The sequence below is a fragment of the Solilutibacter silvestris genome (assembly GCF_050574925.1).
In the GTDB taxonomy this organism is placed as follows: Bacteria; Pseudomonadota; Gammaproteobacteria; order Xanthomonadales; family Xanthomonadaceae; genus Solilutibacter; species Solilutibacter silvestris_A.
In genome coordinates this window covers 355,836-368,919 of the sequence record NZ_JBCMOO010000003.1, presented here as the reverse complement: position 1 = coordinate 368,919, position 13,084 = coordinate 355,836, and the positions used below count along the sequence as shown (strand labels likewise).

13 protein-coding genes are annotated in these 13,084 nt (G+C 66.3%); 1 reads left to right on the top strand and 12 read right to left on the bottom strand.

The window, feature by feature from the left end:
- Nucleotides 1-68 precede the first annotated feature (68 nt).
- Nucleotides 69-2,120: a 3-hydroxyacyl-CoA dehydrogenase NAD-binding domain-containing protein gene (locus ABE093_RS08495; protein WP_430760437.1), complete on the top strand. Its 2,052-nt coding sequence runs from the start codon at nucleotides 69-71 to the stop codon at nucleotides 2,118-2,120.
- 7 nt (nucleotides 2,121-2,127) lie between these two features.
- Here the strand turns inward: ABE093_RS08495 and ABE093_RS08490 are convergent, their stop codons facing one another.
- The 12 genes from ABE093_RS08490 to ABE093_RS08435 all read right to left on the bottom strand — a co-directional run bounded on the left by ABE093_RS08490 (nucleotide 2,128) and on the right by ABE093_RS08435 (nucleotide 13,052).
- Nucleotides 2,128-2,484: a PilZ domain-containing protein gene (locus tag ABE093_RS08490; RefSeq protein ID WP_430760436.1), complete on the bottom strand. Its 357-nt coding sequence runs from the start codon at nucleotides 2,482-2,484 to the stop codon at nucleotides 2,128-2,130.
- The gene (locus ABE093_RS08485; RefSeq protein ID WP_430760435.1) at nucleotides 2,481-3,452 is read right to left on the bottom strand and encodes a DNA polymerase III subunit delta'; all 972 of its coding nucleotides are present in this window, start codon (nucleotides 3,450-3,452) and stop codon (nucleotides 2,481-2,483) included. Before ABE093_RS08485 ends, ABE093_RS08490 begins: the two co-directional genes overlap by 4 nt.
- Nucleotides 3,449-4,099 carry a dTMP kinase gene (gene tmk / locus ABE093_RS08480; RefSeq protein WP_430760434.1) on the bottom strand — a complete coding sequence of 217 codons (651 nt, stop codon included), beginning with the start codon at nucleotides 4,097-4,099 and terminating at the stop codon, nucleotides 3,449-3,451. The genes ABE093_RS08485 and tmk overlap by 4 nt, the downstream gene beginning before the upstream one ends.
- Nucleotides 4,096-5,229 carry an endolytic transglycosylase MltG gene (mltG, locus tag ABE093_RS08475; RefSeq protein ID WP_430760433.1) on the bottom strand — a complete coding sequence of 378 codons (1,134 nt, stop codon included), beginning with the start codon at nucleotides 5,227-5,229 and terminating at the stop codon, nucleotides 4,096-4,098. Before mltG ends, tmk begins: the two co-directional genes overlap by 4 nt.
- Nucleotides 5,230-5,246: 17 nt before the next feature.
- Entirely contained in the window at nucleotides 5,247-6,050 is an 804-nt protein-coding gene (gene pabC / locus ABE093_RS08470) for an aminodeoxychorismate lyase (protein ID WP_430760432.1), read from the bottom strand.
- A 2-nt stretch (nucleotides 6,051-6,052) separates the two neighbouring features.
- Nucleotides 6,053-7,432: an aminodeoxychorismate synthase component I gene (locus ABE093_RS08465; RefSeq protein ID WP_430760431.1), complete on the bottom strand. Its 1,380-nt coding sequence runs from the start codon at nucleotides 7,430-7,432 to the stop codon at nucleotides 6,053-6,055.
- A gap of 25 nt (nucleotides 7,433-7,457) precedes the next feature.
- Nucleotides 7,458-8,696 carry a beta-ketoacyl-ACP synthase II gene (gene fabF, locus ABE093_RS08460; RefSeq protein WP_430760430.1) on the bottom strand — a complete coding sequence of 413 codons (1,239 nt, stop codon included), beginning with the start codon at nucleotides 8,694-8,696 and terminating at the stop codon, nucleotides 7,458-7,460.
- 97 nt (nucleotides 8,697-8,793) lie between these two features.
- Nucleotides 8,794-9,036, bottom strand: coding sequence for an acyl carrier protein (gene acpP, locus ABE093_RS08455; RefSeq protein WP_430760429.1), 243 nt, complete (start codon nucleotides 9,034-9,036; stop codon nucleotides 8,794-8,796).
- Nucleotides 9,037-9,175: 139 nt separating this feature from the next.
- On the bottom strand, nucleotides 9,176-9,919 hold the full coding sequence (fabG, locus tag ABE093_RS08450; protein WP_430760428.1) for a 3-oxoacyl-ACP reductase FabG: 744 nt from the start codon (nucleotides 9,917-9,919) through the stop codon (nucleotides 9,176-9,178).
- On the bottom strand, nucleotides 9,919-10,908 hold the full coding sequence (gene fabD, locus ABE093_RS08445) for an ACP S-malonyltransferase (protein ID WP_430760427.1): 990 nt from the start codon (nucleotides 10,906-10,908) through the stop codon (nucleotides 9,919-9,921). Before fabD ends, fabG begins: the two co-directional genes overlap by 1 nt.
- A 24-nt stretch (nucleotides 10,909-10,932) precedes the next feature.
- A complete protein-coding gene (locus tag ABE093_RS08440; protein WP_430760426.1) occupies nucleotides 10,933-11,919 on the bottom strand; it encodes a VirK/YbjX family protein in 987 nt (328 codons plus the stop codon).
- Nucleotides 11,920-12,044: 125 nt separating this feature from the next.
- Nucleotides 12,045-13,052: a beta-ketoacyl-ACP synthase III gene (locus ABE093_RS08435; RefSeq protein WP_430760425.1), complete on the bottom strand. Its 1,008-nt coding sequence runs from the start codon at nucleotides 13,050-13,052 to the stop codon at nucleotides 12,045-12,047.
- Nucleotides 13,053-13,084 lie beyond the last annotated feature (32 nt).

The following is a 13,084-nucleotide window of genomic DNA, read 5'->3' as shown; positions in this document are numbered from 1 at the left end:
TTTGACCTCAGATGAACGCCTTGGGGATGATAGTCAGCTGAATCCATACGCCAAGGAATGTCCCCGCCATGAGCTCGCGCTTCGACGGCCTGCAACTGCGCAACTGGCGCCATGAAACCCGCCCCGATGGCGTCGAGGTCATCGCCTTCGATCGCGAGGGCCAGTCGGTGAACAGTTTCTCGCAGGAAGCCTTGCGCGAACTTGGGCTGATGGTCGAGCGGCTGGCGATGGATCCACCGCGCGGCGTGGTCTTCCATTCCGCCAAGGAGCGCGGCTTCATCGCCGGCGCCGACCTCAACGAGTTCCAGAAATTCGACGCCAACGGCACCACGGCCGACGCCATCCGTCGCGGCCAGCAGGTCTTCGAGCGCATCGCCCGCCTGCCCTGCCCGACGGTCGCGGCGATCCACGGCTTCTGCATGGGCGGCGGCACCGAGCTGTCGCTGGCCTGCCGCTATCGCGTCGCCAGCAACGATGCCTCGACGCGGATCGGCCTGCCGGAAGTGAAGCTCGGCATCTTCCCCGGCTGGGGCGGCAGCGTGCGCCTGCCGCGCCTGGTCGGCGCGCCGGCCGCGTTCGACCTGATGCTGACCGGTCGCACCGTCAGCGCATCGGCAGCGCGCGCGATGGGATTGGTCGACAAGGTGGCCGATCCCGCCGTGTTGGTCGACACCGCAGCCGACCTCGCGTTGCGCGGCAGCGTTCGTCCGTTCAAGCAGCGCGCACTGGCTTCGCTCACCAACCTGTGGCCGACGCGGCAACTGCTGGCGCCGCAGATGGCCAAGCAGGTCGCGCGCAAGGCACCGAAGGCGCATTACCCGGCACCCTATGCCTTGATCGAAAGCTGGCGTCGTCCCGGCCCCTTCAGCTCCACGTCGGCGCAACTCGACAGCGAACGTCGCGGCGTGGTCGCGATGTCGGCGACGCCGACCGCGCGCAACCTGATCCGCGTGTACTTCCTGCAGGAACGCCTGAAGTCGCTCGGCACCGGCAATTCCGGCATCCGCAACGTGCACGTGATCGGCGCCGGCGTGATGGGCGGCGACATCGCGGCATGGTCGGCCTACAAGGGATTCGAGGTCACGTTGCAGGATCGCGAGCAGCGTTTCATCGATGGCGCTCTGTCACGCTCCGCGGACTTGTTCGCCAAGCGCGTGAAGGATGATGCGAAACGACCACAAGTCGCGGCACGCCTGAAGGGCGATCTCGCCGGCGACGGCATCGCCAATGCCGACCTCGTGATCGAGGCGATCATCGAGAATCCCGAGGCCAAGCGCGCGTTGTATGCCGATGTCGAACCGCGCATGAAGGATGGCGCGCTGCTCACCACCAATACTTCTTCGATCCCGCTGGACGAATTGCGCGAACACGTGCGCAACCCCGCGCGTTTCGCCGGCCTGCACTATTTCAATCCGGTGGCGCTGATGCCGCTGGTGGAACTGATCCACCACGACACCATGGATGCCAGCACGCAGCAACGCCTCGCCGCGTTCTGCAAGGCGCTCGACAAGTTGCCGGTCCCGGTCGCGGGCACCCCAGGCTTCCTCGTCAACCGCGTGCTGTTCCCCTATCTGCTGGAGGCCGCGCGCGCGTTGTCGGAAGGCATTCCCGGTCCGGTGCTCGACAAGGCCGCGACGCGTTTCGGCATGCCGATGGGTCCGATCGAACTGATCGATACCGTCGGCCTCGATGTCGCCGCGGGCGTCGGCGCGGAACTCGCACCCTTCCTCGGACTCGAGATTCCGGCCGCATTGTCGGCGCCACCGGAAGCCGGCAAGCGCGGCAAGAAGGACGGGCAAGGCCTGTATGCATGGAAGGATGGCAAGGCGATCAAGCCGGAAGTGCCGTCCGGTTACCAGGTGCCCGCGGATCTCGAGGATCGCCTGATCCTGCCGCTGGTCAACGAAGCCGTGGCCTGTCTGCACGAAGGCGTAGTCGCCGATGCCGACCTGCTCGATGCCGGCGTGATCTTCGGCACCGGTTTCGCGCCGTTCCGCGGCGGCCCGATCCAGTACGTGCGCGAAACCGGCGTCGATGCGCTGCTTGCACGACTCAAGGCGCTGCAGGCGACACACGGCGATCGCTTCGCGCCGCGCCCCGGTTGGGACGCATTGCGCTGAAGCGCGATTACATCGTCGCGGTCGGCTTGTCCGATTCGAGGCGGCCGGCAAGCTCGACCTCGAGCTTGCCGCGCAAGGTCACCGCTTCGGCGGTGTCGTCGAATTGCACGCCGATACCGGCGGGACGTCCGCCCTGCGCGCCGGGTGGCGTCACCCAGACCACGCGTCCCGACACCGGGATGCGCTCCGTCGATCCCGGCAGCGTGACCAACAGGAATACCGGATCGCCGATGAAGTGGCGCTTGGTCGTGCGCACGAACAGGCCGCCGTTGCGGACGAAGGGCATGTAGGCCTCGTAGACCTGGTCCTTGTCGGCCAACGGCAACGACACGATGGCTTGGCGTCCGCCCTGCGGTGTGCTCATGCGCGTCTCGCTCCTGTCCTGGGTTCGGGTTGGCCGGTGCGCCATTCCAGCAGCAACCCGGCGATCGCGAGGTCCGCCCGGATCGTCGTGCGCAACATGTCGCGCACGCGATTGGCCTGATCGAACCACCGCGCCAGCCTGCGTGTTTCCGTCGGATCGGTCAAGCGGGCGGCGCGTTCGCGGGCAAGGTCGGCAGCGAAGCGCAGGCGCAACGCCGCTTCACCATCGGCGGCCCAACGCTGGGCAATCTCCGTCGCACCGCTCGCGCCATCGGCGATCGCGCGCAGGTCGGTGTCGACCTGGCGGCGCACTGTCATGCCACCACTCTCCAGCCAATGCAGCGCCTGTCCGGGATCGCCCTGCGCTGCCGCCAACGCGGCTTCGGCATCGGCGCGCGGCTTGCCCTGGTCGAGCAGCCATTGCAATGCGACTGCCTGGCCAGGCACCGTGAGTTCGAGTCGCTGGCAACGACTGCGGATCGTCGCCGGCAGGCGATTCGGCTGCGCACTCACCAGCCACAGATAACGGTTCGGCAGCGGTTCTTCCAGCGTCTTCAACAACGCGTTCGCGGCCGCGGAATTCATCGCGTCGGCAGGATCGACGATCACCACCTGCGCGCCGCCGAGTTGCGACGTCAACGCCAACCACGCGCCGACATCGCGCGCCTGCTCGATCACGATCTCGCTGCGCAGGCGCGTGCCTTCCTTGTTCATCTCAAGGGTGACGATGCGCAGGTCGGGATGCGCGCCGGTCGGGAACAGCGTGCAGCTGCGGCAGCGCCCGCAGGGTTCACCATCGGCCGCAGGCGTCAGGCACAGCACGCGCCTGGCGAGATGATCGACCAATGCGCGCTTGCCGATCCGCGGGGGACCGCAGACCAGCAGCGCATGACCGAGGCGACCGTCATCGAGGCTCGACACCGCGCGTTCGTAGGCCGTTTGTTGCCAGGGCGAAAATCCTGCGGTCATGCCGGCGACAACGCTTGCAGGTATCGATCGAGCGCGGCGACCGCATCGGCGGCGACACGTTCGGCGGGTTGGCTGGCATCGATCACGTGGAAACGTTCTGGCTGTGCCGTCGCGAGATCGCGATAGGCAGCGCGCACGCGTTCGAAGAATCCATCGGCTTCCGCTTCGATGCGGTCCGGCGCGGCGCGACCCTGCGCGCGGGCCCGTCCGACCGCGACCGGAACGTCGAGCAGCAGCGTCAATCCCGGTTGCAGTCCGACGAAACGCGATTCCAGCATCGCGATCGTGCCGCGATCGACGCCGCGCCCGCCGCCCTGGTAGGCATGGCTGGCATCGGTGAAGCGATCACTGAGCACCCACGCACCACGCGCCAGCGCCGGCCGCACCACGCTGGCGACATGCTGCGCACGCGAAGCGAACATGAGCAGCAATTCGGTATCCGCACTCGGAGGATCGGAGTTGTCGGGATGCAGCAGCAATTCGCGGATGCGTTCGGCCAGCGGCGTCCCGCCCGGTTCGCGCGTGGTCACCACTTCGCCACCATGCCCGCGCAATGCCTGCGCCAGCGCCGACAGCACGGTCGACTTGCCGGCGCCCTCGCCGCCTTCCAGCGTGATCAGTCGCGCCGCGGTTTCCAATGCGCTCACGGCTTGGCAGCCCCGGCCGGTGCAGGCGCCGCCGCGGAATCCGCGTCATCGGTCGAGGTCGAGGTACCGGTCAGCGGGCCCTTGGCCAGCCCCGCGCGATAGCGCGCCAGATAGGCGCGCACATTGGCCTGGTGCTGTTCGTACGTCGACGCGAACAGACTGCTGCCGCTGCCGTCGCCACTGGCGACGAAATACAGCGCATCGCCGCCAGCCGGATGCGTCGCGGCCTGCAACGCCGCCTTGCCCGGCATCGAAATCGGCGTCGGCGGCAATCCGCTGCGCAGGTAGGTGTTGTATGGCGTATCGGTCTGCAAGTCCTTCTTGCGGATGTTGCCGGCGTAGGCCGCGCCCATGCCGTAGATCACGGTGGGATCGGTCTCCAGGCGCATGCCCTTGGCGAGGCGATTCAGGAACACGCCAGCGACCTTGGGACGATCGTCGGCGACACCGCTTTCCTTCTCGACGATCGAAGCCATGATCAGCGCTTCCTCCGGAGTCTTCAACGGCAGGTCCTGCGCACGCGACGACCACGCCGCGGCCAGCGCCTTGTCCATCGCCGCATGGGCCTGCTTCAACACGTCGATGTCGCTGCCGCCCACCGTGTACTGATAGGTTTCGGGAAGGAAGCGTCCTTCCGGATGTTGTCCGGGATGACCGAGCGCCGTCATCAACTGTGCGTCGCTCATCGTATCGATGGTGTGCTTCAGCGGTTCGGCCTTGCCCAGCGCCTTGCGCAGGTCACGGATGTTCCAGCCATCGATCAGGGTGAAGCGGTAGCTCACCACCTTGCCGTCGCGGATATTGCGCAACAGCTCGCCCGGCGTCATTCCGTTCTTGAGCGCGTAGTCGCCAACCTGCAACTTGCCGGCAGCGCCCAGCTGGCGCGCCAGCAACTGCCATTCGACATCGAAGCCCTGGTCGACGCCGGCAGCGCGCAATTTGCGCAGCAGCTGCGGCAGCGCACTGCCCTTGCCGACGCTGACCTGCTGGCCATCGCGCAGTCCGTGCATCGGCTGGGCGATGAAGACCGTGTAATGCCGCCAGGCCAGCCAACCTGCGGCGAGCAAGGCAAGCAGCAGGACCAGCAGCAATCCCTTGAAACCACGTTTCTTCTTCGCGCGCTTCGCCATCGTCTTCCATTCGTCCGTCAGGCCAGGCCCGGATGGGCATCGGCGAGTTGGCGCTGCAGCTCGCGAACGTCCTCGCTTGCCGGCCATTCGCGCGCATCGAGGCGGCGCACCGGCAGGATACCGCGCACCGCATTGCAGAGGAATATGGCGGATGAACGCTCGACGGCGTCGCGATCCAGCACGGTTTCGCGCACCTGGGCATGGCGCAACAACCAGTCGCGGCAGATCCCGGCCACGCCCGATCGATCGACCTTCGGCGTGCACCAGCCATCGCCATCATGGACGAAGAGATTGGCCGAAGTCGCCGCGATCACGTTCCCCGACGCATCGCGCATTAGGCCTTCGTCTGCATTCACCGCGACCACCTCGCGACGCGCCAACACCTGCTCGAGGCGATTGCAGTGCTTGATGCCCGCCAATGCAGGTTGGTCGGCGAGCGTGGTTTGGCACCAGACGATGTCGATCGCCGGCATCAAGGCTGGCGCATCATGCAGCGACAGGATCCATGTCGGCTCCAAATGCACTGGCGGCGCGTAGCCGCGACCGCCCGCGCCACGGGTGACGATCAGCTTGAGCACGGCGGAATCCTGGCCCGCGCACATGGCCGCGATCTCCGCGCGCAACAGCGCTTCGCCGGGAAGATCGATGACCAGCCGCTGCGTACCGCGCTGCAAACGCTGCAGATGCGCGTCCAACCATGGGATATCGCCGCGATGCACGCGCATGGTCTCGAACAATCCGTCGCCATAGGCAAGACCACGATCGGCCGGATCGATGGAGTCGACCCGTTGGCTGCCGCGGAAAATGCGCGCTACATCCACATTCAGTCCTCCACGCCCAGTGCGCGCAGCAGGCCGCGCGCCTTGGCCCGTGTCTCCGCCAGCTCCCTGTCGGCGATCGACTGCAGCACGATGCCTGCGCCGGTGCGGAATCGCAGGGTGTCGCCTTCGACCTCGGCGGTGCGGATCAGGATGTTGAGATCCATGTCGCCGTCGCGATTGAGCCAGCCCATCGCGCCGGTATAGGCGCCACGCCCGATGCCTTCCTGCGCCGCGATGATGCGCATGCAGCTCACCTTCGGGCAGCCGGTGATCGTGCCGCCGGGGAAGACCGCGCGCAGCACATCGACCGGGCTGGCATCGGGCGCACGCACGCCGCGCACATTGCTGACGATGTGATGGACGTGGGCATAGCTTTCGACCGTCATCAGTTCATCGACTTCCACCGTGCCACCGACACAGACGCGACCGAGATCGTTGCGTTCGAGATCGACCAGCATCACGTGCTCGGCACGCTCCTTGGGATGATCGATCAATTCCCGGATGCGCGCACCGTCGTCGTCGCCGGCGATGCGCGGACGCGTGCCGGCGATCGGGCGCGTGCTGGCGATGTCGCCGCGAATCGTCGCCAGGCGTTCCGGCGACGAACTGGCCACGGCCCAGTCGCCGTGCACGAACAGCCCCGAGAACGGCGCCGGGTTGGCCGTGCGCAGACGCGCATGCAGCGCGGCCGGATCGACCGTCCGTGCGAACCGTGCCCACCAGCCGCGCGAGAGATTGGCCTGGTAGATGTCGCCGTCACGCAGGTGTCTGAGCACCGCGGCAACGCCATCGAGGAAACGCCGTGGTTCGTCTTCGCCGGTGGCAATGGGCGGATGCCATGACGATTCGTCGATGGCCTGCGACGCCTGCAGATCGGCTTCGATGCGATCGAGCCATTCCTCGCAACCCGCTTCCGCGATCGCGATGCATTCGCCACTGGCGTGGTCGTGCAGGATCGCCGCCGGGCAGCGCAAGGCGACACCGCGCGGTCCATGGCCTTCCGCCGCGGGAATCTGCAACGTCGGCTCGACTTCCTCGGCGAGCTCGTAGGCGCAGAACACGGCCCAACCACCACGAAACGGCAGATCGGCATCGACGGGATCGCAAACTTGCCGCCGTGCCTGCCATTCGCGCTCGAGGCGGTCGAGGAATCCGCCTTCCAGTGCCCCGCCACCCAGGTCATACAAGACGCCGTCATGCGTGCGGACGAACCCCTCGCCATCCGTCGCCAGCAGCATGTCCCAGTGCGCGTGCCGACGCGCCGACGCATCCAGCGCGTGCGCCGACGATTCCAGCAACATCGGATAACGCGCCGGATCATGCCGGTGCAAACGCAGCAGGTCGGCGCTTGCAGGCAGGCGACGCCGGATCAGGCGCGACATCGCGCGATCTTCCCGGAACGCCGGATCAGACGCGACGCATCACCAGCGTGCCGTTGGTCCCACCGAAGCCGAACGAGTTCGACATCGCGATCTCGACCTGCTTCTGGCGCGCGGTGTGCGGCACGTAGTCGAGGTCGCAACCTTCCGACGGATTGTCGAGATTGATCGTCGGCGGGATCACGCCTTCGTGCAGCGCCATCGCCGAATACACCGCTTCCACGCCGCCGGCAGCGCCGAGCAGGTGGCCGGTCATCGACTTGGTCGAGGACACCATCACCGACTTCGCGGCATCGCCCAGCGCCGACTTGATCGCCAGCGTTTCGCCGAGGTCGCCAGCCGGCGTCGAGGTGCCGTGCGCATTGATGTAGCCGATGTCCTGCGGATTGATGCCCGCGTCCTTCATCGCCGCGCGCATGCAACGCGCCGGGCCATCCCCGTTCTCGCTCGGCGCGGTCATGTGGAAGGCATCGCCGCTCATGCCGAAGCCGACCAGCTCGCAATAGATCTTCGCGCCGCGCGCCTTCGCACGCTCGTATTCCTCGATCACCAGCACGCCGGCGCCATCGCCCATCACGAAACCGTCACGGTCCTTGTCCCACGGGCGCGACGCGCGCGTCGGATCGTCGTTGCGGGTCGAGAGCGCCTTCATCGCACAGAAACCGCTGACCGCGGTCGGGGTGATGGCGTATTCGGCGCCGCCGCAGATCATCGCGTCGGCTTCGCCGTACTGAATCATGCGCATCGCCAGGCCAATGTTGTGGGTCGCCGTGGTGCAGGCGGTGACCGCCGCGATGTTCGGACCCTTGGCCCCGGTCATGATCGAGACCTGGCCGGAAATCATGTTGATGATGGTGCTCGGCACGTAGAACGGCGACACCTTACGCGGACCGCCGTTGGCGAGCTTGAGCGTGGTTTCCTCGATGCCGTGCAGGCCGCCGATGCCGGCGCCGATGGCGACGCCGATGCGTTCCGCGGCTTCGCCGGCAATCTCCAGCCCGGAATCGGCAATCGCCATCGCCGCCGCCGCAACGCCGTAATGGACGAACGGGTCCATCTTCTTGACGTCCTTCGGCGTGATCCATTGCGCGGGGTCGAAACCGCGCACTTCACCGGCGAAGTGCGTCGGATAGGCTTCGACATCGAAATGGGTGATCGGGCCGATGCCGGAACGACCGTGGGTGATGGCATCCCAGTTGGACGCAAGATCGAGGCCGAGCGGCGAAAGGATGCCGAGACCGGTGACGACGACGCGACGCTTGGACATTTTGACTCCGGGGATCGTGTTCGATCAAAACAAAACGGGTTCGCTCAAACGCACGAGGCCGCGATGCGCGGCCCCATGACGTGTGTTGCTGGCGCGATCAGGCCGTCTTGACGTGCGCCTTGACGTAGTCGATCGCCTGCTGCACGGTGGTGATCTTCTCGGCTTCTTCGTCCGGGATCTCGCACTCGAATTCTTCTTCGAGCGCCATCACCAGCTCGACGGTATCGAGCGAGTCGGCGCCAAGATCGTCCACGAACGAGGCATTGTTGCTGACATCTTCTTCCTTGACGCCAAGCTGTTCGACAACGATTTTCTTGACGCGTTCTTCGATGGTGCTCATGTTCTTGCTGCTCCAGAGGGAGGGAGGTTTCGGTTTTCAGGCCGTAGTGTAGTGCATAAGTCGATTCGGCAAGCAATCCGGTGGCGAATGGCGATCCGCCCCGTGAAACCGGGCTGATCGCCGGGGCCACCGTGCCGGGTCACGGCATGTACATGCCGCCGTTGACGTGCAAGGTATCACCCGTGATGTAGGCCGCATCCGGCCCGGCGAGGAAAGCCACCGCGCGGGCGATATCGGCCGGTTCGCCGAGCCGGCCCAGCGCGATCTGCTGGAGCATCGCGGCCTTGGCGTCTTCCGGCAGGTCGCGCGTCATGTCGGTGGCGATGAAACCCGGGGCGACCACGTTCACGGTGATGCCGCGGCTGCCGATCTCGCGCGCCAGCGACTTGCTGAAAGCGATGATGCCGGCCTTGGCCGCCGCGTAATTGGCCTGGCCCGCGTTGCCGGTGACACCGATCACCGAGGCGATGTTGATGATGCGACCCTTGCGCGCCTTCATCATCCCGCGCATCACCGCCTTGCTGGAGCGATAGACGCTGGTGAGGTTGGTGTCGAGGATCGCCTGCCAGTCCTCGTCCTTCATCCGCATCAGCAGGTTGTCGCGGGTGATGCCTGCGTTGTTGACGAGAATGTCGAGCTTGCCGAATTCCTTCTGGATGCCATCGATCAGCGCTTCGATCGCGCCCTCCTCGGTGACGTTCAAAACGCGGCCGTGGCCACCGACCGACTTCAGGCGTTCGCCGATCGCGGCGGCGCCCGATTCACTGGTGGCGGTTCCGATCACGATGGCGCCGCGTGCGGCGAGTTCGTCGGCGATCGCGGCGCCGATGCCGCGCGATGCGCCGGTCACCAGTGCGATTTCGTTTTCCAGCGGCTTGCTCATCAGGCTTTCCATTCTTCCAGTGCGGTTTCGAATTCGGGCACGCTGCCGAGCGCGCGTGCGTCGAGGGATTTGTCGATGCGCTTGACCAGGCCGGCCAGCACCTTGCCCGGACCGCATTCGCCGATGCGCGTCGCGCCCTTCGCGGCAAGCGCCTGCACGCATTCGGTCCAGCGCACCGGCTGATACAACTGGCGCACCAACGCGTCACGGATCGCATCGACATCGGCGTGCACGGAAGCATCGACGTTCTGCACCACCGGCAACGACGGTGCCTGCCAGCGCAGGCCGCGCATGGTTTCGGCCAGGCGATTGGCAGCCTCGCGCATCAGCGGCGTATGCGAAGGCACGCTGACGGCGAGCTTCACCGCCTTGCGCACGCCCTTCTCGGCCAGCAACGCCAGCGCACGATCGACCGCCGCGGCATCGCCACCGATCACGATCTGCCCCGGCGAGTTGTAGTTGGCCGGCACCACGACCTGCGATTCCGACGCGGCCTTGCACACCTCCGCAACCAAGTCGTCGTCGGCGCCGATCACCGCCGCCATCGCGCCGGTTCCGGCGGGCGCGGCGTCCTGCATCAACTGTCCGCGGATACGCACCAGATGCGCGCCGTCCTTCAGCGACAACGCACCCGCAGCGACCAGCGCGCTGTATTCGCCCAGGCTGTGACCGGCCAGCAGCGACGGCTGTGCTCCGCCCTTTTCCTGCCATGCGCGCCACACCGCGACGCCGGCGGCCAGCAATGCCGGCTGGGTGTATTCGGTGCGGTTGAGCATTTCCTCGGGGCCGCCCTGGGACAGCGCCCACAGGTCGACGTCGGCGCCTTCGGACGCTTCGGCGAAGGTGCTGCGAATGACGGGGTGCAGTTCGGAAAGTTCCGCCAGCATGCCGAGGCTCTGCGAGCCCTGGCCGGGGAACACGAAGGCGAGTGCGGTCACGGATGACTCTTCACGGGATGGCCGCACATGGTAGCCGTTGGGCCCCACCATGCGCGCCAGAATGGTGATCCCGGATCAGGCGAAGGCGTCGGCCATTTCATTATCACCCGGGCGGAACAGCCAGGACTGCGACGACGGCGCCCATTCCGCCTCGACCCGCGGACTCGGCAACTGGTTGGCCCAGCCCAGGGAGGCCGCCATCATCGCGTCGATGCACTCGAGCATGGCGTAACGCTTGCGGTACATCGAACGCTTCTTGGAGGCGACCGTCGCCAGGTCGCGCACCGCCATTTCCACCGGCAACTTGTACAGGCCGTGCTTCCACTGCCCGCCGCCGTGTTCGCTCCAGATGGCGTCGTAACTCAGGGCTTTCTTGGCCTGGTCGCGCTGTCCAGGACGGTAGATCGCATGCGCGGCGTCCTCGACACCCAGCATCAACCCGACACCGAGCTGGCCGGCCGCAAGCTGGAGGAAATGCACCAGCGTCGACATCGGGCGCAATCCATGCATCGCGCGCGTCAGGACCTGGTACATCGCATGCGCATCGCCGGCGTTGCTGCCCTGCAAGCCACCGATGACCATGGCGCGGCTTCCCAGCCGGGAATTGAGCAAGGCAAAAGTCGCCATGGCGACGCGTCCGAGCGAACAGTCCCAGACCAGGTTGAGGTCGCCCTCGCGCTGGGTGCCCGGCTGATGGACCAGGCGGATGGTGTGTTCGATGCCGTCTTCGGCGAACGCCGCGACGACCCACCCTTCCTTCGTGTAGATCGCGTCGCGGACCGGTTCCGGAAACCGGCTCAACAGCTCGAAGTGCTTGCGCAGCAGACTGAAGCGCTGCAGCTGCGTCAGCCGCGCGCTGACATAGGGCTGCTGGAGGCGCGCGCACAGTCCAGTCCCGGCATTGCGCGCAGCCGCGAGTTGGGGACGATCGATCAGTCCGAACCAGTAGCGGTGCAATGGCGCCTGCAGTCGTGCGCGGACACTGAAACGGATCGCGCGCGCCAAGCCCGGCCTCGAGCCCGGATCGGCCGCGTAACGCTTGAACAGAGATTTGGTTGACATGAAATCCTGCATGCCGCGCAGATTCGCAGGACAGGCGCGCACGCGCCATCGCCTGCTGCCTCAACTGCAACAGGATTCACATATTTTTTACATTGTCGGACGGGCGAAGCGGCGCCCATTCACCCTCAGTAGCGCAGCAGCACCGAGCCCCAGGTGAAGCCGCCACCAAAGGCCTCGAGCAGCAGCAGCTGGCCACGCTGGACCTTGCCGGACTGCACGGCGGCATCCAGTGCCAGCGGCACCGAGCCCGACGAGGTGTTGCCATGCTTGTCGACGGTGACGATCACGCGATCCATCGGCATGTCGAGGCGCTTAGCGGTCGCTTCGATGATGCGCAGGTTGGCCTGGTGCGGAATCAACCAGTCGATGTCGTGGCGATCGAGGCCGTTGGCGTCCAGCGTCTCGTCGACCAGGCCGTCGAGGGCCTTGACCGCGTGCTTGAACACTTCGTTGCCGGTCATCAGGACCTTGACGCCTGCATTGGGTTCTTCCGGCTTGAATCCGGCGGACACACCCACCGGGTTCCACAACAGTTCCTTCTTGGCGCCGTCCGCATGCAGGTGGGTGCTGAGGATGCCAGTCTCGCTGTCGGGCTTGAGCACCACGGCGCCGGCGCCATCGCCGAACAGCACGCAGGTGCCACGGTCGTTCCAGTCGACCATGCGGGTCAGGGTTTCCGAGCCGACCACCAGCGCGCACTTGGCGTCGCCGCTGCGGACGAACTTGTCGGCGACGGTGATCGCGTAGATGAAGCCCGAGCAGGCCGCGTTGACGTCGAACGCGGGGCAGCCAACGATTCCCAGGCGCGCCTGCATCAGGCAGGCCGAGGACGGGAAAATCAGGTCGGGCGTGGTGGTGCCGAAAACGATGAGGTCGATGTCGTCGGCGGTGACGCCGGCGGCGGCCATCGCCTTGCGAGCGGCTTCCTCGCCGAGGCTGACGGTGGTCTCGCCTTCGCCGGCGACGTGGCGCTGGCGGATGCCAGTGCGGGCCGCGATCCATTCGTCGCTGGTGTCGACGCGCTTGGCCAGGTCGTCATTGGTGACCACCTGTTTCGGCAGCGCGCTGCCGGTACCGGCGATGCGGGCATACATCCTGGTAGAAGCTGGGCGAGAAGAAGCAACATCAGCCATCGATCGAACTCCTTGGATCCGGACGGGAGGTT